This is a genomic window from Photobacterium sagamiensis, from assembly GCF_050337085.1.
GTDB lineage: Bacteria > Pseudomonadota > Gammaproteobacteria > Enterobacterales > Vibrionaceae > Photobacterium > Photobacterium sagamiensis.
In genome coordinates this window covers 1-23731 of sequence record NZ_JAKJSP010000037.1, presented here as the reverse complement: position 1 = coordinate 23731, position 23731 = coordinate 1, and the positions used below count along the sequence as shown (strand labels likewise).

General features: G+C 45.0%; 17 protein-coding genes and 1 pseudogene. 11 read left to right on the top strand and 7 right to left on the bottom strand.

The genetic code is table 11. From position 1 onward, the window contains the following. Positions 1-131: 131 nt before the first annotated feature. Positions 132-2504, top strand: a complete 2373-nt coding sequence (gene ppsA, locus L4D76_RS17875) for a phosphoenolpyruvate synthase (RefSeq protein ID WP_428442245.1) — start codon at positions 132-134, stop codon at positions 2502-2504. Positions 2505-2829: 325 nt separating this feature from the next. On the opposite strand, the gene L4D76_RS17870 is transcribed toward ppsA, so the two are convergent. The 6 genes from L4D76_RS17870 to L4D76_RS17845 form a co-directional block, all read right to left on the bottom strand. After that, positions 2830-4116: a polysaccharide deacetylase family protein gene (locus L4D76_RS17870; protein WP_428442244.1), complete on the bottom strand. Its 1287-nt coding sequence runs from the start codon at positions 4114-4116 to the stop codon at positions 2830-2832. Between the two features lie 382 nt (positions 4117-4498). Then, on the bottom strand, positions 4499-5938 hold the full coding sequence (locus L4D76_RS17865) for a glyceraldehyde-3-phosphate dehydrogenase (protein ID WP_428442243.1): 1440 nt from the start codon (positions 5936-5938) through the stop codon (positions 4499-4501). A 417-nt stretch (positions 5939-6355) separates the two neighbouring features. Further along, positions 6356-7456 carry an anhydro-N-acetylmuramic acid kinase gene (locus tag L4D76_RS17860; RefSeq protein WP_428442284.1) on the bottom strand — a complete coding sequence of 367 codons (1101 nt, stop codon included), beginning with the start codon at positions 7454-7456 and terminating at the stop codon, positions 6356-6358. Positions 7457-7614: 158 nt separating this feature from the next. After that, positions 7615-9471, bottom strand: coding sequence for a maltodextrin glucosidase (gene malZ, locus L4D76_RS17855; protein ID WP_428442242.1), 1857 nt, complete (start codon positions 9469-9471; stop codon positions 7615-7617). Between the two features lie 164 nt (positions 9472-9635). Then, on the bottom strand, positions 9636-10079 hold the full coding sequence (locus L4D76_RS17850) for a DUF4174 domain-containing protein (RefSeq protein WP_428442241.1): 444 nt from the start codon (positions 10077-10079) through the stop codon (positions 9636-9638). A 169-nt stretch (positions 10080-10248) separates the two neighbouring features. Beyond that, the gene (locus L4D76_RS17845; protein WP_428442240.1) at positions 10249-11160 is read right to left on the bottom strand and encodes a LysR family transcriptional regulator; all 912 of its coding nucleotides are present in this window, start codon (positions 11158-11160) and stop codon (positions 10249-10251) included. 228 nt (positions 11161-11388) lie between these two features. On the opposite strand from L4D76_RS17845, the gene L4D76_RS17840 reads away from it, so the two are divergent. Both L4D76_RS17840 and tdh read left to right on the top strand, forming a co-directional pair. Beyond that, positions 11389-12600, top strand: coding sequence for a glycine C-acetyltransferase (locus L4D76_RS17840; protein WP_428442239.1), 1212 nt, complete (start codon positions 11389-11391; stop codon positions 12598-12600). 204 nt (positions 12601-12804) lie between these two features. Further along, positions 12805-13836, top strand: coding sequence for an L-threonine 3-dehydrogenase (gene tdh / locus L4D76_RS17835; RefSeq protein WP_428442238.1), 1032 nt, complete (start codon positions 12805-12807; stop codon positions 13834-13836). Between the two features lie 143 nt (positions 13837-13979). Here the strand turns inward: tdh and L4D76_RS17830 are convergent, their stop codons facing one another. Then, positions 13980-15608: a methyl-accepting chemotaxis protein gene (locus L4D76_RS17830; RefSeq protein WP_428442237.1), complete on the bottom strand. Its 1629-nt coding sequence runs from the start codon at positions 15606-15608 to the stop codon at positions 13980-13982. A 362-nt stretch (positions 15609-15970) separates the two neighbouring features. Here L4D76_RS17830 and L4D76_RS17825 point away from each other — a divergent pair, with 362 nt between their 5' ends. The 8 genes and pseudogenes from L4D76_RS17825 to L4D76_RS17790 all read left to right on the top strand — a co-directional run. After that, positions 15971-17566, top strand: a complete 1596-nt coding sequence (locus L4D76_RS17825) for an ABC-F family ATPase (protein WP_428442236.1) — start codon at positions 15971-15973, stop codon at positions 17564-17566. 151 nt (positions 17567-17717) lie between these two features. After that, positions 17718-18173, top strand: a complete 456-nt coding sequence (locus tag L4D76_RS17820) for a YaiI/YqxD family protein (RefSeq protein WP_428442235.1) — start codon at positions 17718-17720, stop codon at positions 18171-18173. A 388-nt stretch (positions 18174-18561) separates the two neighbouring features. Then, a complete protein-coding gene (locus tag L4D76_RS17815) occupies positions 18562-19437 on the top strand; it encodes an IS5 family transposase (protein ID WP_428442234.1) in 876 nt (291 codons plus the stop codon). 192 nt (positions 19438-19629) lie between these two features. Then, a pseudogene (locus tag L4D76_RS17810) lies at positions 19630-19800 on the top strand (IS66 family transposase); the annotation flags it as partial. A 640-nt stretch (positions 19801-20440) separates the two neighbouring features. Beyond that, positions 20441-21265: a phosphocholine cytidylyltransferase family protein gene (locus L4D76_RS17805; protein WP_428442233.1), complete on the top strand. Its 825-nt coding sequence runs from the start codon at positions 20441-20443 to the stop codon at positions 21263-21265. Between the two features lie 95 nt (positions 21266-21360). Beyond that, the gene (locus L4D76_RS17800; RefSeq protein WP_428442232.1) at positions 21361-22533 is read left to right on the top strand and encodes a pyridoxal phosphate-dependent aminotransferase; all 1173 of its coding nucleotides are present in this window, start codon (positions 21361-21363) and stop codon (positions 22531-22533) included. Beyond that, positions 22521-23186, top strand: coding sequence for a CDP-alcohol phosphatidyltransferase family protein (locus L4D76_RS17795; protein ID WP_428442231.1), 666 nt, complete (start codon positions 22521-22523; stop codon positions 23184-23186). Before L4D76_RS17800 ends, L4D76_RS17795 begins: the two co-directional genes overlap by 13 nt. 203 nt (positions 23187-23389) lie before the next feature. Next, on the top strand, positions 23390-23731 hold a 342-nt coding region (locus L4D76_RS17790; RefSeq protein WP_428442230.1), incomplete at its 3' end, for a transposase.

Genomic DNA, 23731 nt, shown 5'->3' with positions numbered 1-23731 from the left:
TAACAATAATCTTACAGGGTATGGTGATCGACCCGGCTATTGTGTCGCAGTATTTTTTTAACTGCTAACGCAATCGTTTTCGTTGGGAGGTTGCCCACATAAATTGTTGAATCCAATAAAGGAGAGTCACGGTGCAAAAGAATGTTGTTTGGTATGATGCTTTATCAATGAACGATGTTGATAAAGTGGGTGGAAAGAATGCGTCACTGGGCGAGATGGTTGCAAATCTTGCCGGTGCCGGCGTAAAAGTACCGAATGGATATGCAACAACGTCTTATGCATTTAACCGGTTTCTTGATGCGAGTGATTTAAACGATCGTATTCATTACCTTCTAGATAAACTGGACGTTGATGATGTGAATGCATTACAACAGGCAGGTGAAACGATCCGAAATTGGATTCTAGAGGCGTCGCTCCCAGCCGATTTGGAGCAGGATATTCGCGAATGCTATAGCGAGCTGGGTGAAGGTGATGAGATGCTCTCTGTTGCCGTTCGTTCATCAGCGACCGCTGAAGATTTGCCAGATGCTTCATTTGCAGGTCAACAGGAAACTTTTCTTAACGTTCGTGGTATTGATGCGGTTATCGAAGCGGTGAAGCATGTATTTGCCTCGCTGTTCAATGACCGAGCCATTTCCTATCGTGTCCATCAGGGATTCGAGCACAAGGGGGTGGCACTCTCTGCGGGTATCCAGCGCATGGTTCGCTCGGATGTGGCATCCTCAGGAGTAATGTTCACGCTAGATACTGAATCAGGTTTTGATCAGGTGGTATTTATTACTTCCTCTTGGGGTTTGGGTGAAATGGTTGTGCAGGGCGCTGTAAACCCTGATGAGTTCTATGTACACAAACCAATGCTGCAGGCCGGTAATCCTGCCGTGGTGCGTCGTACCTTTGGCTCGAAGCTAATCAAAATGGTTTACGCCGAAGGTGAAGAGCTGGGTACCCAAGTCGAAGTGCTTGATACCACCGCTGATGAGCGTAAGCAGTTCTCCTTAACAAATGAAGAAATAGAGTCTTTGGCCAAGCAGGCAATGATCATCGAAAAGCACTATGGCCGTCCAATGGATATCGAATGGGCGAAAGATGGTGTAACCGGTGAACTGTTCATTGTACAGGCACGCCCTGAAACTGTTCGCTCACGTGACGATCAGCAGGTGATGGAGCGTTTCCACCTTAATGGTCAGGGTGCGCCGTTAATCGAAGGTCGTGCAATAGGCCAGCGGATCGGTACGGGCAAGGTTCGTGTTGTCTCTGATTTGAGTGAAATGGATCAGGTACAAAAAGGTGATGTGCTGGTGGCTGATATGACGGATCCTGATTGGGAACCGGTCATGAAGAAAGCGTCGGCGATTGTGACAAACCGTGGTGGTCGTACTTGCCATGCTGCAATTATTGCTCGTGAATTAGGTATTCCGGCTGTTGTGGGTTGTGCTTCGGCGACAGCGACCTTGACGACAGGTCAACTGGTTACGGTTTCATGTGCCCAGGGCGAAACTGGCTTTGTGTATGAAGGGGAGCTTGACTTTGAAGTGCGCCGCTCTTCAGTTAGCAATCTGCCTGATTTGCCACTTAAAGTGATGATGAATGTCGGTAATCCTGATCGCGCATTTGATTTTGCTTGTATTCCTAATGAAGGGGTCGGGCTGGCGCGTCTGGAGTTCATTATCAATAAGATGATCGGCATTCACCCGAAAGCACTGTTAAATTATGACGAGCAATCGGATGAACTGAAAGCCGAGATTGACCAGCGTATTGTGGGTTATAGCGACCCTGTTGAGTTCTACATTACCAAACTCACCGAAGGAATTTCTACCCTTGCGGCTGCTTTCTGGCCGAAGCGTGTGATTGTACGTATGTCTGACTTTAAGTCGAATGAGTACAGTAATCTGGTTGGTGGCAGTGGCTTTGAACCAACGGAAGAAAACCCGATGCTTGGCTTCCGTGGTGCTTCTCGTTATATCTCACCGCAGTTCCAGGATTGTTTTGCGCTTGAGTGTGAAGCGATTAAACGTGTACGCGAGAAAATGGGATTAAAGAACGTTGAAATCATGATCCCGTTTGTGCGTACCGTGAGTGAAGCGGCATCTGTCATCGATTTGCTCGCTAAGTTTGATTTACGTCGTGGTGAGAATGGACTGAAAGTGATCATGATGTGTGAATTGCCTTCGAATGCGATTCTGGCGGATGACTTCCTGAAGTACTTTGACGGCTTCTCGATTGGCTCTAACGACATGACGCAATTAACCTTGGGCTTAGACCGGGATTCTGGTGATATTGCCCACATGTTTGACGAGCGCAATGCTGCAGTTAAAGCTATGCTTTCGATGGCGATTAAAGCTGCGAACAAAGCGGGTAAGTATGTCGGCATTTGCGGTCAAGGACCATCGGATCATGAAGATTTCGCTGATTGGCTGATGGAACAAGGCATTGACTCGGTCTCGTTGAATCCTGATACCGTGGTTGAAACCTGGGTACATTTAGGGAAAAATCTATCCGCTTAAAATGAAAGGTAGCTGCGCAATATTCGTGATCTGACTGCGAATATTGTGCTAGGTAAAAAACTGAAAAGCGTGAAGGCTAACCTTCACGCTTTTGTTTTCAGCGGAGTGTACTTTAATCAGATGACAAGTACTCTTTCACATAAATTATGAACAGTTGAAGTTCCTAAACACGTCATCCCGGAATAGAGGAACGAGATATCCGGGATCCAGTTCTAACCGTCTGCTCCTTAGATTCCGTATAAGTTCGTACCTCACTTTACGGAATGACGAAGTTTGGTGACAGAACTCGTCAAAATTTCTGTGATGAAGTATTAGTTACAACTGATTATAGCTGAGTAAATAGAGTTGGCTCTGTGCTTGGTGTCCAGGCTGCTTGTGAAGTATGAGCAGCATTAACAACGTAACGGTTACCCATATAACTTACAACATCACCATCGTTATAGCTTACATTCACTGTCCATACCGTTGTTGGCATGTTGTTAACCCATAGGGTAGATGTTGAAGATGGAGCCCAGTCAGCTTGTGCTGTATGGGCTTTTACTGCTTTATAGACAGTATCCTGGTGAGTGACATAATCACCTGCTGCATATGCAACATCGACGGACCATGCTGGTGCATAGTTGTCCATCGTATCAAAGACATAACCTGCTTCTTTTGCGATTTTAATAAACTTCGCCAGCTTAGGTAGGTTTTGAGTTGCCCCCATACCACGCTTGCCATCTTCAAACAGGAAGTCGTGCGTTAGTATGATTACCTTGTCAGCATGCAGTGATGTACCACATGGGAAGTTTTGTGTTTTTGAGTTTACAGGGTTGATAGTCGTCGGGGCACATGCATTGATAGCTGCATCAACATAGCCTAAGAATGCATCAGCTTCCGTCAGGCTGTTGGCCGGCATTGCGATACCCCAGTTTTCAGGTGCCCAATCTACATCCCAGCCATGGAGTCGATAGTTTTTATCGGTTAGAATTTCTGCTACCTGGATGGATGTGCGAACACTGTTTGAAGGGTTTAGCGGATCACATACATAACCTGCTTCCCAAGGTTTGAAATCATCAGATGTTGCACACAGGCCATCAGCTTTGAAAGTGTTGGTTACACGCCAGGCATTGGTGTATGGCAGGCGAGCTAACTTATTGGCTTTGTAGTTAGGGTAGCTGTTTACATTCGGAATATATGATTCAATGACTTCTAAGTTTTTATCAAACATAGATGCATCATATACGGCATCCTGGTATGAATCGATTTGGTGGTTGCCTGTTACGTTACATGCCGCAGCGCTGTTATCACCATTTGCATCAACACAGTTATGTACCATATGGTCATAGCTGTGGTTACCTACGACATGACCAGAATCTAATACGTACTTGAAAGCGTCGAGTGCTTTATCTTCATTTTCATCGGCAATACCGTCTAAGTGCCAACCATTGAAATAAAATGTTGCTTTGATATCGCCTTCATTAAGCACATCGATCAAAGGCGCTGTCGCATTGACTGGGCCATCATCAAAAGTAAGGTAAATCGTCCCTTTTGGTGCCGCTTGAGCAGCCATTGAGCTTGCTAAAATAGTTGCGGTGCACAATGCAGACAGAACTGTTTTCTTAAATTTCATTTTATATCCTTTCTTTATTTGAGAGTCGCTTAGATTCCGTTGAGGGATTCAGCCCCACATGCCAGTAAATGAATCTGGTATCTTATTGATTTAATACACACTTACTGTGCATATAAACCGCAATAAGTATGTGAGGTGCATAATGCGAACTCAATAACACCGGGAATAATATATTTATCAGCATGATGTATCTGCGCATGACATCACTGAGACTTTGTGGGGGTGACATATTTTGCATGGTAAAATAAGATCAAGAGCGCACTGGCTTTTATTGCCAATTGTCAGGGGAAAGAGTTTATTTGAGCGATTAGGTATATAAGAGCCGCCTGGTAGACGCAGGCGGCAAAGAACAAGAGTTTGTTGTTATCGCTTATAGTAAGAGTTACTTAAGCATTGGGTAGGTCTTATAACGGACCCCCATCATTTGTTCCATACAATGAACCACCTGGCAGCTGTAACCGAATTCATTGTCATACCAGATATACAATACGCAACGATTATCCTGGGCTATGGTCGCCACACCATCTACAACACCCGCATGGCGAGAGCCGACAATGTCACTGGATACGATTTCGGTCGATTCAGTAAAATCAATCTGACCAGACAGTGGCGATACCAGTGCCATGTCACGTAAATAGTCGTTGAGCTCGTTGGCGGTAACATCCGATTCTAAATTCAGGTTAGCAACGGCCATTGATACATTTGGCGTTGGTACGCGAATTGAGTTGCCGGTCAGTTTTCCTGAAAGCTCTGGCAGAGCCTTGGCGACGGCTTTGGCTGCACCTGTTGAAGTCAATACCATGTTAAGCGATGCGGAACGACCGCGGCGATCACCTGAGTGGAAATTATCAATCAGGTTCTGATCATTGGTAAATGAGTGAACCGTCTCAACATGACCTGAAGTAATTCCGTACTTATCATTGACCGCTTTTAGTACCGGAGTGATGGCATTGGTGGTACAACTTGCCGCTGAGATGATCTTGTCATCTTCCTGGATAACCGACTCATTGACACCAAACACGACGTTTTTGATATCGCCTTTGCCCGGCGCGGTAAGCAGTACTTTTTCAGCACCCTTGCTGGCAAGGTGCTGGCCTAGTCCTTCACTATCACGCCAAATACCCGTGTTATCGACGATTAACGCATTATTGATACCGTAGGTAGTGTAATCGACATCCGCTGGACTGTTCGCATAGATGATTTGAATGAAGTTACCATTAGCGATAATGGCTTTGCGATCTTCATCAACAGTAATACTGCCATTGAATGGGCCATGAACAGAGTCTCGGCGCAAAAGGCTCGCCCGTTTTTCTAAGTCGCCATGTTTGCCACCACGTACCACAACGGCACGTAAACGAAGCGGGTAACCCGGGCCACTCTTTTCAATCAAGAGACGAGCAAGCAACCGGCCAATACGGCCAAAGCCATAAAGTACCACATCACGGGGTTCAACAGATTGCGTGCTACTCAGTGACTCTGTTAGGGCAGTCTGTAAAAAGTCATTTAAACCGTGTTCATCGTCTCGATCTTTCCAATAAGCATAAGCTAACTGGCCAATATCAACTCGACAAGGAGACAGGTCGAGTTCGGTAAGCGCTTTAATGACAGGAAGGGTTTGGGTTGGAGATAAAGCTTCACCGGTATAGCGACGAGCAACACGGTGCGCTTTGATAATGTCAATGGTAGAAGCATTAACTAATTGGCGACCAAACAAAAGGACTTCAACGCCTTTTTGTCGGTATAGCTGACCAAGAAGTGGTGAGATGGATTCTGCATTCGTTTGGCTCGTTTGCCAATCAAGAAGGTATTTTTCCGGACTCATTATTACTTAGCACCTTTCACGTTTTGGTAACTATTACTCTCTTTGCTATTGCATGAAATAGCGGTGAGCTAAACAGTTACAGGGAGAAGTTGGATAAAATGTCATCAAGGATTTTGTTGTTTTTATGTGGCAGAAGTGTAACGTTTGCGTCGTTTTTCTCCTAGTAAAATTAATGACTGTAAAATGTGATCTTTACGGGTGTAAATGGGTGGTTTTTATCATATAAAACGCGAGATTTATCTGTTTGGCGATAATTAGCAGGAGACTTATTTTTTAATGAGTTGTGATTGGTGTGTTACTTCATTTGTAATCCGAATGCATTTTCAGATTAAAAAATAGATATGAGATGTGTTTCACGATAAAAAGAAGCCCAAACCATGACTTTAACGGGTTGGGCAAGGCGGATGCGTAGCCAGACTATGACGCCGGGTATATCGCTCCCAGAGAAGCTGGCCTACTGGCACCAGTAACTTCTGGTAAATTGCCAGGCTGGTTATGTAGTGTTCGATAAGCGAGCCAGGCAAAAGCCATGGCTTCCATATTATCGATATCAACACCCCGATCTGCTGTTGTCAGTACATCCCATTGTGGTAATAACTCACTCAATCGTTGCATCAATTGTGGGTTGTGGGCACCGCCGCCACAGACTAACAACTCTCCCGGACTCTGTTTTCTTACATCGTTGGCAATGGTTACGGCAGTAAATTCTGCTAGCGTGGCCTGTACGTCTTCAGGGAGAAGGATAAAGTCAGCAAGATGCAGCTCTAACCATGGCAAGTTGAAGAGCTCTCTCCCCGTGCTCTTTGGGGGGGCCAGCTGAAAATATCTGTCATTAAGCAGCTGTTCCAGAAGGGGCTGATTAACCGTACCGGTCTTTGCCCATTGTGCATTTTCATCATAGGGCAAGCCTTTGTGCTTATTGATCCATGCATCCATTAACATGTTGCCGGGCCCGGTATCAAAACCAGTGACGGGTGTGTCTGGTGCCAAAACGGTGATATTGGCAATGCCACCAATGTTTAAAATGACTCGGGTAATGACGGGATCATGAAAGAGTTGCTGATGAAATGCAGGGACGAGTGGTGCTCCCTGGCCGCCCAACGCCATATCTTTACGCCGAAAATCGGCAACAGTCGTAATGTTGGTTTTGGCAGCGATGATGTTGGCATCACCTAGCTGCATGGTGAAGGCGTATTGAGTTTCGGGCGAGTGGAATACAGTTTGTCCGTGACAACCGATGGCTTTTACTGATTTGGCAGAGCTACCTGTTTTTGTCAGTAACGCTAATACAGCATCGGCAAACAAGTGACCTAAACGATGGTCAAGTTCACCAATAGTTTGAAGATTTGTTGGCTGACCCAAACAAATATCAAGTAGAGCCTGTTTCAGGCTGGCATCCATAGGAAACGAATGCTCACCGAGCAAACGAATATCAGTGCCGTCAATCTCTACTAAAACAGTATCGACACCATCCATACTGGTACCGGACATAATGCCAATATAACGTTCAAGACCCATAAGTTCCTCAGCCATAACAAGGGAATGGACCCCCTATAAATAATAACCAATGTAAACTGAAAGGGATCAAGATGGAAAGGGCAGAGTCAGAAATAACAATGGCCGAAGCTAATTTCGGCCATTGTTATTGCAAGATGATACTCAGGACTGCGAGATGCTCAGGAATACGACAGCAGAAGGCCTTCTTTGCCAGCCAGTGTTATCGCCAGTGAACCGTCTTTTACCTGCCACTCATCATCTGTCAGGCAGTCTTTCAGTGAGCCAGATTCAATACCGAGTTGCCAAACCGGTAAGTGCAAGGTTTTGGCACTGGCACTGTTGTTGATCAGGCAAATAACGCTCTCGTCGTTTAGTGTTCGAGCAAAAGCAAAGTGCTGATTTTCTGCCAACAGCCATTGCACGCTGCCTAGCTGCAACGCACGAGATGATTTCCGCAAACCAATTAACTGCTGAAGATAGTCAAAGGTCGAATGAGGATTCGTAGTGCGTTCCCACGGGAAACAACGGCGGTTGTCGGGATCCTGACCGCCTTGCAAACCAACTTCCGTGCCGTAATACAGACATGGTGTGCCTACATAAGCAAACAACATTAACAGTGCCAGATGCATGGTTTCATTATCGTCACCAAGCATCGTCAGGAAGCGCATAGTGTCATGGCTGTCGAGCTGATTCAGTTGCGAAAGCTGGTTTAACCAGGGCAGTTTAGTGCGTGCCTCGTTTAACCAATCCATCAGTTCCTGGGCATCTATCTGGCAAGGGTGATAGGCAATATCCTGCTTGGCGAAGAAAGCGCGAACAGGGTGGGCAAAACCGTAGTAGTTCATGGCGCCATCTTCTTGATCCCCTTGCAGCCAATTTGACGCCTCAAAGAAGTGCTCACCCAGTACGTAACATTCAGGGTTTACCGATTTGGCAGCTTCACGAAATGCTTTCACATAATGGGCGTTATTCGCGGCACCGGCCCCTTCACCTAACATGTGAATGACATCAAAACGCCAGCCATCAATATTGTAAGGCGGGCGCAGCCAGTGTTTAATAACGGCATCTTCTCCGGCGTAAATATAATTCTGAACATCCGGATTTGAGAAATTGAGCTTAGGCAGTGTCGATATGCCATTCCAGCTGATGTATTGATTTGAATCGCCGTTGAACTGGTAATGATGACGATAAACAGAATCCGGATGATCATAAGCACCAAGGCCCAGTGTTTGGCTGTTGCGCTGGTACATATCAAACCACGGATGATCAACCGAGGTATGGTTATAAACGGCATCCAGCACGATTTTCATTTTACGGTTATGAAGGTCGTTAACCATCTCCGCAAATTGTTCGTTAGTGCCTAAATGCGGGTCAATATTGCGATAATCGGTTGTATCATATTTATGATTGCTTGGTGCGGTAAATATCGGATTCAAATACAGTGCAGTGACGCCGAGATCTTGTAGGTAATCAATGTTGTTCTGGATCCCTCGCAGATCACCGCCATAAAACTCACTCTGGACATCAGCACTTTGATCGGATACCGGATCTCCCCATGCTTTTGCGATGGTTGGGCGTTCATCTCCCTGTAAACAATATTTATTAGAACTAACGCTGATTTCAGGTTCACCATTGGCAAAACGGTCTGGAAAGATCTGATAGAAAATTTGCTGTGTTACCCATGCTGGTGGCTGATCCTCACGGTTGTATTTGAAATGACTTTCTTTGCCCGGGATACGAGGAGAAGTACCACTGCCGTGCAGCCACCATTGCCGACTGTTTTGCATTACTTTGAAACAGTAGTGAGTCGTGGCTTGGTGACCATTTAACGGTATATCGCCATGCCAGTATTGAAGGCGGCCTTTGATTTCTCCACGCTCCATGTCGATCAGCAGCTCTTCATTATCAGGCTCGCAGCGAATAAAGATCGCTGAAATCAAGGTGCCGGCTTCACTGACTAACGTTAACTTCAGGCTTTGTGAGGTAGGAGCAAGCCAGTAGTTATCCTGGCCGTGGTAAAGAAATGGCGTCTTCATTGTTATTATCTCTGCCTGTTTCAGCTATTGGGATGTTCAATTGATTTATAAGTTAGCAATTTTTGAAGACAAGAAACTCACCCCAGGTCAAAAAAAGAAAGGAGTAGGGGAACAGGCGTAGGAAACGTCAGTCCGTTAAAAAGAAAGCGAGTCTTTATTTGTTTTTAAATACTGCATCGACTTGGGCGCGTTCGCATCTCGACTTGTCGCATCGGCAGATGATCTATCAATTCGGTTAATAGAATCCAATTGGTTTCTTTACCCCAACGATGCTTTTCAAGACCGTCTTTTCCGACCAGGACCCCTGTGTGGCTGGTTTCCTTGATATTGTATTTACGTTGCAGTAGCGCAACTGTCTCTGGGCTGAACACATCGGCAGGTTGATGAAAACCATCATGGGTAATGATAACCGTTTTAATGTCCCTTTCTTGCAGTACGCACTCGTTCATCATCACTTGCTTAATGAATTGCTGAACATGTTGGTCTTTCTCGGGAGCAAAAAAGAGAATACTGCGATGGTTCCAGTGCATGGAACCTTGAGGATATGCAAGGCAAGTGTTAGCGCCCAGCAAGAGAGATACTAACAGGCCATAAGCGAGAATATTCATTGTCGTTCTCCTAAGTATTGTTACTTAGTACGACCAGTGGCGCTTTGGGATTCTTTATGATCCATGCCAATAATTATAAGACAGTGTGACTGCTATGAGGGGGTAAGTGCGGCGGTGGTTTGGGTATAGACATCCCCGAGCCGACGAGGATGACGTTATGAGCCCGCGGTTACTGAGAGAGATGCTCTGAAATATAATCGATAAATGCACGAAGCCTTGCTGGCATGTACTTCGTTTGGGCAAATTGAAGGGCGATATCTCCCTGATAGTTGCCTTTGATCGTCCAGTCTTTTAGTACTTCTTTGACAGTGCCTTTTTCCAGTGCTTCTTTGATCACAAAATCAGGGAAAATACCAATACCTAAACCGTCTTTAACGCCTTTCAAACGCATCTGAGAGTGATTCACGGCGTAGCGCCCCGTCACACTCACGGTGTAAAATTGGTCGTCTTTGACGAAGTCCCAAATATGGTCGGTGGCGGTTTCACCCAGGTAGATACAATCGTGATCAATCAGATCGGTTGGCACTTGCGGTTCGCCACGTTGTTCAAGGTAATCAGGGCTTGCACATAAGGTTAGATTTACTTTACCAATCTTTTTATTCACCAAGGCTTCTGAAGGGTGTTCTGTTAAACGAAAAACAACATCGATGCCTTCAGAAAGGATATCAATCTCACCATCAGAGGCTTTTAGCTTTAGCTGAATATCAGGGTATTGCGTAAGAAAAGGGGTCACTAAGGGTTGCAGTACTATACTCAGAAAGGCTTTTGGCGCGGCCACGGTGAGCATGCCTGATGGAATGGTATGTTCAGAGCTGGCGATCTCAACAGCCTGCTTAGCAGCATTGGTCATTACCTTGCATTGTTCATAAATTTTAGTGCCAGACTCACTGATCATTAACTTACGGGTAGTGCGTTCAATTAACTTGACCGAAAGAGACTGCTCGAGGCGTGAAATCTGTTTACTGAGCGCAGATGGCGTGACACCAAGCTTCTTTGCTGCAGCCGTATAACTGCCTTCATCAACAACAATAATAAAGACTGCGAGATCAGGCATTAATGCAATAAGTCTGTTAGTGTCCACGGATTTGTGCCTCAGGTTCAACAATCATTTTCCACATGAGGGGATAATAGTTGTAATGCACTTGAATTAGAATGTTTAAAGTTAAATCGATGTGTTAATTGTACGATTTATTAGCTAATAATCTACGAGCGAGTGTTAAGTGACCTTATCGATGTTGTAAGACATGCGTTAAGTTTGTATTTCACTGGATAGCTATTTCCCCAAAATATAATAAATGTGAGGAACACTATGTCTGCTGCATTCTACGACCAAATCAACCAGCAAATCGAAGACGTAAAAGCTGAGGGATTATACAAGTCTGAGCGTATCATTACGTCAGCGCAAAAAGCGGCTGTTTCTATCCTTAACAAAGATGGTGTTGATACTGGTGAAGAAGTTCTGAACTTCTGCGCGAACAACTACCTTGGTTTAGCCAATCACCCTGAACTGATTAAAGCGGCAAAAGCCGGTATGGATGAGCATGGCTTCGGCATGGCATCGGTACGTTTTATCTGTGGTACTCAGGATTCTCACAAAGAACTAGAACAAAAACTATCGGCCTTTCTGGGTACGGAAGATACAATTCTGTATACCTCTTGTTTTGATGCCAATACCGGCCTGTTCGAAACAATCTTAGGCCCTGAAGATGCAATTATCTCTGATGCCCTAAACCACGCATCTATCATCGATGGTGTTCGCCTTTGTAAAGCCAAGCGTTTCCGTTATGCAAACAACAATATGGCAGAGCTCGAAGCGCAGCTGATTGCCGCGAAGGAAGCGGGTGTTCGCAATACACTGATTGTTACTGACGGTGTTTTCTCGATGGACGGTGTTGTTGCTAACCTTCCTGCAATTTGTGATCTTGCTGATAAGTACGGTGCGCTTGTGATGATCGATGATTCACACGCAGTCGGCTTTATGGGCGAAAATGGCCGTGGTACACACGAGCACCACAATGTAATGGATCGCATCGACATCATTACGGGCACATTGGGTAAAGCCATGGGCGGCGCTTCGGGCGGTTATACGGCTGGTAAGAAAGAAGTGATTGATTGGTTACGTCAGCGCTCTCGTCCGTACTTGTTCTCGAACTCAGTGGCCCCTGCGATTGTTTCTGCATCGATTCGTGTTATCGACCTGCTTGCTGAAAGTGGTGACCTGCGTAAGCGTCTATGGGAAAACTCAGCGCACTTCCGTACTCGTATGGCTGAGGCTGGCTTCACACTATCTGGTGCAGATCACGCAATCATTCCAATTATGCTGGGTGATGCGAAAGTAGCGGCAGAATTTGCAGAACGTGCACTGGCGAAAGGTATCTACGTCGTTGGTTTCTCTTTCCCTGTAGTACCAAAAGGTCAAGCGCGTATTCGTACTCAAATGTCTGCAGCTCATTCACCTGAGCAACTAGATCGCGCAATCGATGTGTTTATCGAAGTGGGCAAAGAGATGGGGATTATTTAAGTCTCGGGCTGCGGGAAGCGAGGGACGAGTATTTATCGTCCTTTACTCGCTTCTCGACACTATCTACTCGATACTTCAAATTAATTCCAAACGTGTCTCTTAAAGATCCAAGAGGCAACTTTATTCTCGTTATATGCTGTAAAAGGCTATCAAGGGTGACCAACCTGGCCTATTACAGCATTCAAGATGTAAGCGAATAGAACAATGAAAATTAAAGCGCTATCAAAACTAAAGCCTGAACAAGGCATCTGGATGACCGAAGTAGACAAGCCTGAAATGGGCCACAATGATCTACTTATCCGCATCAAGAAAACGGCGATTTGCGGTACTGATGTCCATATCTACAACTGGGACGAATGGTCACAAAAAACCATACCGGTACCAATGGTTGTCGGTCATGAGTATGTTGGTGAAGTGGTTGGCATCGGCCAGGAAGTTCGTGGTTTTGAAATCGGTGACCGTGTATCTGGCGAAGGCCATATTACATGCGGCCATTGCCGTAACTGTCGCGGTGGTCGTACACACCTGTGCCGTAACACGACAGGTGTGGGTGTAAACCGTGAAGGCGCATTTGCTGAGTATTTGGTCATTCCTGCATTTAATGCGTTTAAGATTCCTGACAGCATTTCTGACGATCTGGCATCTATCTTTGACCCGTTTGGTAATGCTGTTCATACGGCGCTATCGTTCGATCTAGTGGGTGAAGACGTGCTCATAACCGGTGCAGGTCCAATTGGTATTATGGCGGCAGCTGTTGCAAAGCACGTTGGTGCTCGCCACGTTGTTATCACTGATGTGAACGAATACCGCCTTGATCTTGCTCGTCAGATGGGCGTAACACGTGCCGTTAACGTTGCGGAAGAGAAGCTTGAAGATGTGATGGCTGAACTGGGCATGACCGAAGGCTTCGATGTGGGTCTGGAAATGTCCGGTGTGCCGTCAGCATTCAACAGCATGTTAACGAACATGAACCACGGCGGTAAAATTGCACTGCTGGGTATTCCACCATCAGATATGGCGGTAGACTGGAATCAGGTGATCTTTAAAGGCTTGATTATCAAAGGTATCTATGGTCGTGAGATGTTTGAAACGTGGTATAAGATGGCAAGCTTGATTCAGTCTGGTTTGGATTTAACACCAATTATCACGCACCACTACAAGATAGACGATTTCCAGCAGGGCTTTGACATCATGCGTTCTGGCATGTCTGGCAAAGTGATCCTTGATTGGGAATAAGTCGTACTAATCGACGTTATAGCTGAATGTAAGGCGAGCCTCTGGGTTCGCCTTTTTTTGATAAATAACTCGATGTGCAGTCAAGGCTTTCCTGAAAATAAAAGCCCCCGTAACTGCACACAAAGTACTAAGTTGAAAGTTAACTATGAAACGTTAAACCGATTAATAGATAACTGAAATGTTGATACCAAGCTGTTCACTTCCTTAGCGGCTACTTGAACTTCTGCTGCGGATTGATGGTTATTTGTCGCCATATCTGCAATTTTATGAATGCGTTCTGCTAGTTCATTGTTTGCATTCGATTGCTCGTGTAATGAGCCAGAGACTTCATCAATGATCATGATTAGTTGTTCAGACATTTTTTGCATGTGAAGTACTTTTAATTCTGCTTTTTGAGTTTGTTCCATATTGTGATTAACAGCAGTCACATTGTTTTCAATATGGTTAACCGTGTTCTCAATACCTATTCTCAGATCTTGAATTGTAGAGGTGATCTGTTTAGTCGAATCAGAAGTACGTTCGGCTAAGTTTCTGACTTCCTCTGCTACAACAGAAAAACCACGGCCTTGTTCTCCGGCTCTTGCGGCTTCAATCGCAGCATTCAGTGCAAGCAAATTCGTTTGTTCAGCAACGTTCTTGATGACATTAATAATGCCTTCAATTTCCTTAGAGTGACCATCCAAATCTGATACAGCATTGCTGGATTCAATGGATGTCTCAGACATTTTTTTCATGTTATCTAAGGTTTGGTGCATGGTGGCTGCACCTTGAGATGCGTGGTTGCCGCTTTCATTTGAGAGTTGTTTCATCTGATCGGCATCAAGCGAAATGGTATTGATACTGGATGTAAATTCATGCACTAAAGCTGCAATAGAGCTAGTATCGTCAGACTGATGTGTTGATGCTGTAACGATATAATCTGATAAATTATCGAGTTTTTCTGCTTCTTTGTTAAGCTGAGTGGCACCATGGGAAATACTGGTAAGGGTTTGTTCAAAAGCGTCCATCAGGCTATTGAATGCCTGACCCACGGCCGATACTTCATTGTTACCGGTAATAGTTGAGCGAGCCGTCAGATCTAAGTTTTTTTCCGCCAGACTAATTAGCTGTTGTAACTTGTTTAATGGTGAAACGATACTAGAAGATATGACAAGAGATGCTGCTACCAATAGAGCTGCAATTAACAAAATAGCAGGAAGTAATAGAGTAACGCTGCCCCAGAAAGCTGACTCAACATCATCGACATATAAGCCGGTATTGAGTACCCATCCCCAAGGTTCGAAGAAGATAGAATATGAAACTTTATGGTAGGGCGTTTCGTCATTACTTGATTTTTTCCAGTAGTAATCAGCAAAACCATCACCATTGAGTGCTGTAGAAATTTGTTCGCGCACAATATATACCCCATTTATATCTTGCAGGGTATTGAGATTTTTACCGATAAGATTGGTAGCAATAGGGTGGTGTACCATCACTCCCTGAGTGTTATAGATCATAAAGTAACCATTTTTTCCATATCGCATGGCATCAATGGCTTGTTTGGCTCGTTGTTCTGCTTCATTCATTGTGATGTCACCTGCATTTGCTTGTTGATACAAGCGGGTGACTAGGATTTCTGCAGTTTCAACCAGCACCTGAATTTGATTTTTTCGTTCAGCCATCATATCGGCTTTCTGATTTATCAAGGTAATGCTTGTTACCGTTATTAGTGCAAGAACAGCAATAATGATGAGTAATAATAATCGTTTCCTAATTGACAATGCGTTCATCATTCTCCTCCTGAGATTGATCGTATGAATACCGCTTAGTGAGTTTTTAACGACTAAAGTGTAGCAATACCTTACAGTTGTGCTCACATTTCTAGACAGTTTGTAATGGTTGATCACAGTGCTGCATGTAGTAATCCACTTCGTTCATGGATTTCCGACGCCTCGGGTATGACGGAGGGGAGAGACCATTAAGTGCTAAGTCAGTAAGGCATTGTTTGATAGACAAATATGGATAAACAATCATTATTCATAGTGATGTGGCTCACGAAACCTGCTATACTTCGCCGCAATTAAAATTGAAGAAGCTGGCTAATGATGTCGGCTTTTTTAATGCTTGATACATAAACTATTTATGGAACAGTACATTGATTTCTACAGCTAACATTACAATGCAGTTTGGCGATAAGCCATTGTTTGAAAATATTTCAGTTAAATTCGGCGGCGGTAAGCGTTACGGTCTAATCGGTGCGAATGGCTGTGGTAAGTCAACATTCATGAAAATCCTTGGCGGCGAATTAGAGCAATCAGGCGGTACTGTTTCATTAGATCCAAATGAGCGCATGGCGAAACTGGGCCAGGATCAGTTTGCATTCGAAGAGTACTCTGTTGTTGATACCGTTATCATGGGTCACAAAGAGCTTTGGAAAGTAAAAGAAGAACGTGACCGTATTTACGCTTTGCCTGAAATGTCAGATGAAGATGGTATGCGTGTTGGCGATCTAGAAACAGAATTCGCTGAAATGGATGGTTACTCATCAGAAGCACGTGCTGGTGAACTACTTCTTGGTCTTGGTATTCCTGAAGAGCAGCACTTTGGCCTAATGAGCGAAGTTGCTCCGGGTCTTAAAGTACGAGTTCTTCTTGCTCAGGTTCTTTTCGCGGACCCGGAAATTATGCTTCTTGACGAACCGACGAACAACCTGGACATCCACACTATTAGCTGGTTGGAAGAGATCTTGTTGGCACGTAACTGCACAATGATCATCATCTCGCACGACCGTCACTTCTTAAACAGTGTTTGTACCCACATGGCTGATCTGGATTACGGTGAACTTCGCCTGTTCCCTGGTAACTATGATGAGTACATGTTCGCGGCAGAGCAATCACGTGATCAGCTACATGCTGATAATGCGAAGAAGAAAGCACAGATGGCTGAACTACAAACGTTCGTAAGCCGTTTCTCTGCTAACGCATCAAAAGCAAAACAAGCAACGTCGCGTCAGAAGCAGCTTGATAAGATCCAGCTTAGCGAAGTTAAAGCATCAAGCCGTCAAACTCCGTTCATTCGTTTTGACCAGGAAAAACCGCTTTTCCGTAATGCTCTGGAAGTTGAAGGTCTAAAGCAAGGTTACGGCGAGAACATTCTAATCAATGGCGTTAAGCTAATGGTTGAAGTGGGCGAGCGTATCGCAATTATCGGTCAGAATGGTATCGGTAAATCTACTCTCCTTAATACCCTTGCTGGTGCAATGGAACCAATGGAAGGCATGATCAAGTGGTCTGAAAACCACAATATCGGCTTCTATGCTCAGGACCATAGTGCAGACTTCGAAGAAGATATGACACTTCTTGACTGGATGGGCCAGTGGAAAAACGAAGGTGACGACGAGCAAGTTGTTCGCGGTATCCTTGGTCGTATGCTGTTCTCTCAAAACGACATCAAGAAATCTGTTAAAGTGATTTCTGGTGGTGAGCAAGGTCGTATGTTGTTTGGTAAGCTAATCATGCAAAAACCAAACATCCTTCTGATGGATGAACCAACCAACCACATGGATATGGAATCTATCGAAGCATTGAACCTTGCGCTTGAGAACTTTAAAGGTACATTAATGTTTGTATCTCATGACCGTCAGTTCGTATCTTCGGTTGCAACTCGCATCCTTGAAATCACTAAAGATGGCGTTGAAGATTTCCACGGTACTTACGAAGAGTACCTACGTAAGCAAGGTCTTACAGGCTAATCTATTAGTCCGCTCTATTGGTTTGCAAAAGAGCAAACTGTAGAAGCTAAAAAAGCCGCCGTTAATTAATGGCGGCTTTTTTGTATGCTGTTATGCAGATTGGTATAAAATGGCGTTCAGTCATGAACGACAAAAAAAGGAAGAGTATAAGATGCAGATTTGGGTTGATGCCGATGCGTGTCCGAATGTGATTAAAGAGATCCTGTTTCGTGTGGCAAACCGAGTAGGGATCATGGTGACGTTAGTCGCAAACCACCATGTGCGAGTACCGCCTTCACCACATATTCGATCAACACAAGTTCCGGCAGGCTTTGATGTGGCAGATAATCACATTGTGCAGCAAGCTGAAAAAGGGGACTTGGTGATCACCGCTGATATTCCCTTAGCCGATGAGCTGATCACAAATGAAGTACATGCATTAAACCCTCGTGGTGAAATGTACACCAAAGACACGATTAAGCAGCGCTTACAAATGCGTGATTTCATGGAAACCATGCGAAGCAGCGGAATTCAAACGGGTGGCCCTGCCACGTTGAATCAATCTGATCGTCAGAGTTTTGCCAATAAGCTAGATGCGTTTGTTATGAAAAACCATAAAAAACAGTAAGTTATAGTGGTAAGGGTGTGCGTTCTCACCCTCTCTTTTCTCCGTTTTATCACCCTTGATTTTTAAAAATTCAAACAGAGCCCACTTCGACTGCTAATACTTTGCTAATACTATTTGCTAATACTTTCCGAGCCGATTGTCGGAACGATGTCGGTTTTACGGTCATAGGTGTTTACTTGTCCCATCTCTTTGTGGCCTGAAAAACGTTGCTTGTCAGCCATGGTTCCTTCGTAATCAGAGATTCCTTTCGCCTTCAGGTCATGAAAGGTGAAGTCTATCGCAATCAACTCATTGCGGGTTTCGGGATGTCCCTGAATTTGTCTGAGAGGTGCTCTGGGTAAGGGATTGAGAGTAGACTCCCGATTTTTGCCAACAGACAGGAACGTTCATGGCCAAAAAACCGGGAAGTCAGCGGTGGCAAAGGATCCCGACCAATTTAACACCTCAGCAGTTCGATGAATTTATCTTACCCCACCTCAAACAACCTAAGCATGGACCTCCTCCAAAAATCACCGACTATAAAATCTTCAACTACATCCTGAAACTCTTACACACGGGTTGTCAGTGGGCTGAACTTCCAATAGAAAAAGGGGATGACTGTCGCCCGGAGATCCATTACTCCCGCATTTACCGGAAGCTCAGGTACTGGAGCTGGCACGGTTGCTTTGATCGCATCTTTGAAAGCACGGTGTTCCGATTGGATGAGCACGGCCTTCTGGACATTAGTATTCTCCAAGGAGATGGGACGTCAACGGCCGCCAAGAAGGGAGGGGATAACCTTGGATTCAATGGGCATAAGCACATGAAAGGCGATAAAGTCGTGGCTGTTTGTGATCGCAACTGCAACGTCATCGCCCCCTTTATCGCTGCACCAGGCAATCGCAATGAATGTCCTTTGCTGCCAGAGGCCATGAAGTCTCTGAAGCAGATGGTTAAGGCGGTTGGCCTTGACCTGAAGGGTCGCATCATGAGCCTGGATGGTGTGTATGATAGCCGAACCAATCGGAAGGTGATCTTCAACCAGGGGATGACACCGAATATTCCGGAGAATCCCAGGAACCGCAAGGCTTCCAAGCGGGGTCGAAAGCGGTTTTATAACCCGGATATCTTCAAAGAACGTTTCCGTACCATCGAGCGTGTTTTTGCCTGGGAAGACAAGTTTAAGCGTCTGTTGCTCCGGTTTGAACGGCTCAGTCCAGTGCATTACGCGCTAAAAACGATCGCTTATACGATGATCAACCTCAGGCACTTCTGCCAGAGCTGAGTTTTGTAAGTAAGTGGCGTCAGGAGAGTCTCAGGATGGGGCTCTCCCGGATCGCTGTGCTCTGCAAACACCGAGGACAGCGAAAATCGGTGATTTAACGTCCGCCAGAGCTAAAACTCCAGCTTCAAACCGTCAGAGAAGACTCATTTGATAGCGACCCAATCCCAATCACTCTACAACCCGCAATGAGTTGGTTGCTATGGTGTGCGTTCCCATCGAGGAGAGCAGTTTAGGCAACGCATGTTGTCTCTCCTTGAAACGGCAAAGCTGCTCCGACTCAACCCTTATGACTGGTTAAAATCGGTGGTGCGAGCTTGCATTGAAAAGACCTATTACCCAATACCTAAAGAGCTAACGTTCTAACTGTCAACCATTTGCGGGTGAACAGTTACAGAATTTTGATAATTGCACTTTAATTACCTTCCGTGATCAATCTCACAAAAATTGTAATTAGGTGATAATTTTATCATTTGCATTGATGTTCAGAAAGCTGGCAAGCATCAAAGGAATCTGATGTTTTTGTGCGTCAGGTCACGTTGGTTCATCATTGATTTAACAGGAAGTTTTGTTAAAAAGTAGTTGTATTATTGATTGGCCAGACTTCCGTTTCCGATGGTGTTTTTTGTGATTTGAGTGATAAAAAATAACTACCAATGATTACATCACTAAACATTATTACTGCGTGAAAATAGATAAATTACTGATTTTTGGCTGATAATTTTTGCAACTGCGTCAATAATTACTTAGTATACAAACGATAAGATTGTTAACAGAAGTTTACAGAAGTTTATTTGTTGTGATCTTGACCGTAGATGTGTGGGCCAAATATTTTAAGCTCAGCAGCGGCCATCTCTAACGACTGGCGCAAAAAGGTTAGCTTACTGGGTCCAAAATAGGGAGTTGATGACGCTTCTATAGGGATGAAATAGAGGCCTGGTTGAAAAGACAAAAAACTGACGTCGATAAAATTTCTAGCTATGACTGTGAGGATAACTGACTATTTATGACTATTGGTAATCGTATAACTACTGCACTGCTTTTAGCCGCAGGCACTGGATCACGCCTGCGCCCATTAACCCTTGATGCACCAAAGTGTCTTACCGAGGTCGGAGGAATACCCATTTTAGGTCGTTTGGTTGATAATCTCCGTTCGCTGGGTATCAGTCGATTGGTGGTGGTAACAGGATACTTGGATCATTGTGTCCGTGAATTTCTTCAAAAAAACGCTGCGGATATGCAGGTCGAGTACGTCTTTAATCCTGTCTATAAGACAACCAACAATATTTACTCACTTTGGCTGGCTCGGCAGGCTATCCAAGAGCCATTTATGCTGATAGAAAGCGATCTGGTTTTTGAAAAATCCATGCTAGAGGATATGCTAACACCGGACAGAATGGCGATTTCCAATATCCTACCCTGGATGAATGGAACAACCGTTGAACTCAATGCCAAAGAAGACGTCACTGCTTTCCATGTTAAACAGAATCTAGATGATAAACTCCGGTATAAAACCGTTAACATCTACAGCCTATCCTTGGAGAGCTGGCATAAGATGATAACGTTGTTAGACCGCTATATTACTGACGAGCGTGTTGGTGAATATTATGAAGTGGTATTTGCCGATATGGTGGCCAACGGTTCGCTTAAATTTGAAGCTGTTTTCTTTCACGAAGACCGATGGTATGAGATTGATACCGTAGCAGATTTGCATCAGGCGGAGCTGTTGTTTCCTCGTGCTCCTCAGACCACAGCCGCTGAACGCTGGCTTAGACCTCTGGTGACGGATATTCAGAATATTCGTGCAAATAAAAAAACAGACACTGTATAGAGCGCTTGCTACTCTTCTATTCATTTTGTGGCGCAATGTGCTCTTCAGTGTGCCAACCGCGCCTGTTATAGCCTGATAAGGTAAGAATCAAAGTAATGCAGAATCAAGATCAAACCTCTAGAGAACAGCAATATGAAGCACTCGCCACTGCCCATGGAGGCTATTGGCGCTATGGCTTTATTGATCATGCCTACCTGTACAATCTTCACTTTCCACCAGAGCGGTTCTTTGAACTGCTGAAAAGCCAAATCCATGAGTTAGTCCTAAATTATCCCGTTGCCCAAGGCACATTGGCCGGTTGGGTAGGGGACCTGATTGATCAACCACCGGAACGAATTGTGGTGGGGAACGGTGCCGCAGAACTTATCAAAATCGTCTCTGGGCATGTTGCGAAAAAACTCATTATTCCTGTGCCGTCTTTTAATGAGTATGCCAATGCCGCTCCAGTAGGAACCGTTGTCGAGTTTGCGCTTGATGCGCCATCTTTCCAGCTTGACGTAGACAAGTTCGCTGCAGAGGCACAACGTTGCAAGGCCGATGTTGCGATAGTGGTGACACCCAACAACCCAACTTCATTGTTGGTACCCAAGGCTGACCTTATTCGTTTGGTGACAAAACTGGCCGAGCACGACTGCATGCTCATCGTCGATGAGTCCTTTATCGACTTTGCCAGCAATCGCGATAAAGAGACGCTTGAAAGAGATATCGCACAGTACCAAAATCTGGCGATTTTTAAGAGCATGAGTAAGGCTTACGGTATCTGCGGCTTGCGTATCGGTTATATGCTCACGGCCAATGCTGCTTTTGCTGATAAAGTTCGTGCGGGACTACATATTTGGAACTTGAATGGTTTTGCCGAGACTTTTCTAAAAATGGCACCTGAATACCGTGAAGAGTTCGAGACTAGCTGCGCCCAGGTTCGGAAAGAACGGGATCAGTTTTATCTAGACCTTTGTTCGATCGACGGTATGGTTGTCTATAAACCAGAAGCCAACTATATTTTCTGCCGCCTCCCCGATCACGCACCTTCCGGCCCGGATGTGGCTCGAAAACTGTTCGTTGATCACAATATATATATTAAACATTGCGAAGGTAAAAGCATGCCTGAATCTGACCGCTATATTCGTATAGCCAGTCGCACTCCAGCTGAAAACAGCAATATCGTCGCTGCGTTAAATAACATAGTAGCCGCTGGAAAGCTTAATTCAAGTAACGATGCCGTTCCTGTCAATAACGCAGAGCCAGAGGAAAACACATGTCAGCAGTAGAAAGCACCGACGACTCGCTTGTGACACCAGCAACGATACTCTCCTTCGCTAAAGACTTACCCAACCTCTGCTCACTGGCGGGGCTTTTTTCTTCGGTGCTGGCAATATATTTCGCTATTTTAGGTATATTCCCAGCCGCAATGATCGGGCTGATTTGGGCCATATTCTTTGACTGGAGCGATGGGATTATCGCCCGACGGCTGAAAGGCAGGACTGAAAAGCAGCGGCTATTCGGTGGGCAACTCGACTCACTGATCGACATTGTCAGCTTTGGCATCTGCCCTGCAGTCGTTTTATTAAGCTACGGTAATTTTAGTCCTTGGTTCGTTCCGGGAGCTTTTATTATCGTCGCAGCAGGAGTGCTCAGATTAAGTTATTTCAATGTATTTGGTTTGATCGACGAATCAACCTACCAAGGTTTAGCATTGGACAATAACAGCATCATCCTGGCCTTTCTTTTTGTTTTTGATGGCCTTGTCGGTGCGTCTGTTTTCGCCACACTCCTCTATATTGTCTTAGTGGCATTAGCGATATTAAATGTGGCACCGATTAAAACCCCGAAATTGAGTGGCGGTTGGTATTACATTCTTACCGTCTACACTCTCTTGTTAACATTGATTTATGGCTGGCAGTTACACCATACAGCCGGGTGATATGAGCAGGGCGAAGGGCTTGAAACATCAGCACTTTTAATTTTTGCTGTAGGGTGCGGCCAGCCACTTTGGTGATGCCGCCGAGCGCTGCCTTTTGCCCAACTCATTGCGGGTTTCGAGATGTCCCTGAATTTGTCTGAAAGGTGCTCTGGGTAAGGGATAGAGAGTAGACTTCCGATTTTTGCCAACAGACAGGAACGTTCATGGCCAAAAAACCGAGAAGTCAGCGGTGGCAAAGGATCCCGACCAATTTAACACCTCAGCAATTCGATGAATTTATCTTACCCCACCTCAAGCAACCCAAGTCTGGACCATCCCCAAAAATCACCGACTATAAAATCTTCAACTGCATCCTGAAACTCTTACACACGGGTTGTCAGTGGGCTGAACTCCCAATAGAAAAAGGGGATGACTGTCGTCCGGAAATTCATTACTCCCGCATTTACCGGAAGCTCAGGTACTGGAGCCGGCACGGTTGCTTTGATCGCATCTTTGAAAGCACGGTGTTCCGATTGGATGAGCACGGCCTTCTGGACATTAGCATT

Coding starts and splice junctions, on each gene's coding strand:
- L4D76_RS17860 (WP_428442284.1), bottom strand. CDS start 7,456: ATGGGTCTTGAACGTTATATTGGCATTATGTCCGGTACCAGTATGGAT.
- tdh (WP_428442238.1), top strand. CDS start 12,805: ATGAAAATTAAAGCGCTATCAAAACTAAAGCCTGAACAAGGCATCTGG.
- L4D76_RS17865 (WP_428442243.1), bottom strand. CDS start 5,938: ATGAGTCCGGAAAAATACCTTCTTGATTGGCAAACGAGCCAAACGAAT.
- L4D76_RS17815 (WP_428442234.1), top strand. CDS start 18,562: ATGGCCAAAAAACCGGGAAGTCAGCGGTGGCAAAGGATCCCGACCAAT.
- L4D76_RS17795 (WP_428442231.1), top strand. CDS start 22,521: ATGTCAGCAGTAGAAAGCACCGACGACTCGCTTGTGACACCAGCAACG.
- malZ (WP_428442242.1), bottom strand. CDS start 9,471: ATGAAGACGCCATTTCTTTACCACGGCCAGGATAACTACTGGCTTGCT.
- L4D76_RS17840 (WP_428442239.1), top strand. CDS start 11,389: ATGTCTGCTGCATTCTACGACCAAATCAACCAGCAAATCGAAGACGTA.
- L4D76_RS17820 (WP_428442235.1), top strand. CDS start 17,718: ATGCAGATTTGGGTTGATGCCGATGCGTGTCCGAATGTGATTAAAGAG.
- L4D76_RS17830 (WP_428442237.1), bottom strand. CDS start 15,608: ATGATGAACGCATTGTCAATTAGGAAACGATTATTATTACTCATCATT.
- L4D76_RS17805 (WP_428442233.1), top strand. CDS start 20,441: ATGACTATTGGTAATCGTATAACTACTGCACTGCTTTTAGCCGCAGGC.
- L4D76_RS17850 (WP_428442241.1), bottom strand. CDS start 10,079: ATGAATATTCTCGCTTATGGCCTGTTAGTATCTCTCTTGCTGGGCGCT.
- L4D76_RS17870 (WP_428442244.1), bottom strand. CDS start 4,116: ATGAAATTTAAGAAAACAGTTCTGTCTGCATTGTGCACCGCAACTATT.
- L4D76_RS17800 (WP_428442232.1), top strand. CDS start 21,361: ATGCAGAATCAAGATCAAACCTCTAGAGAACAGCAATATGAAGCACTC.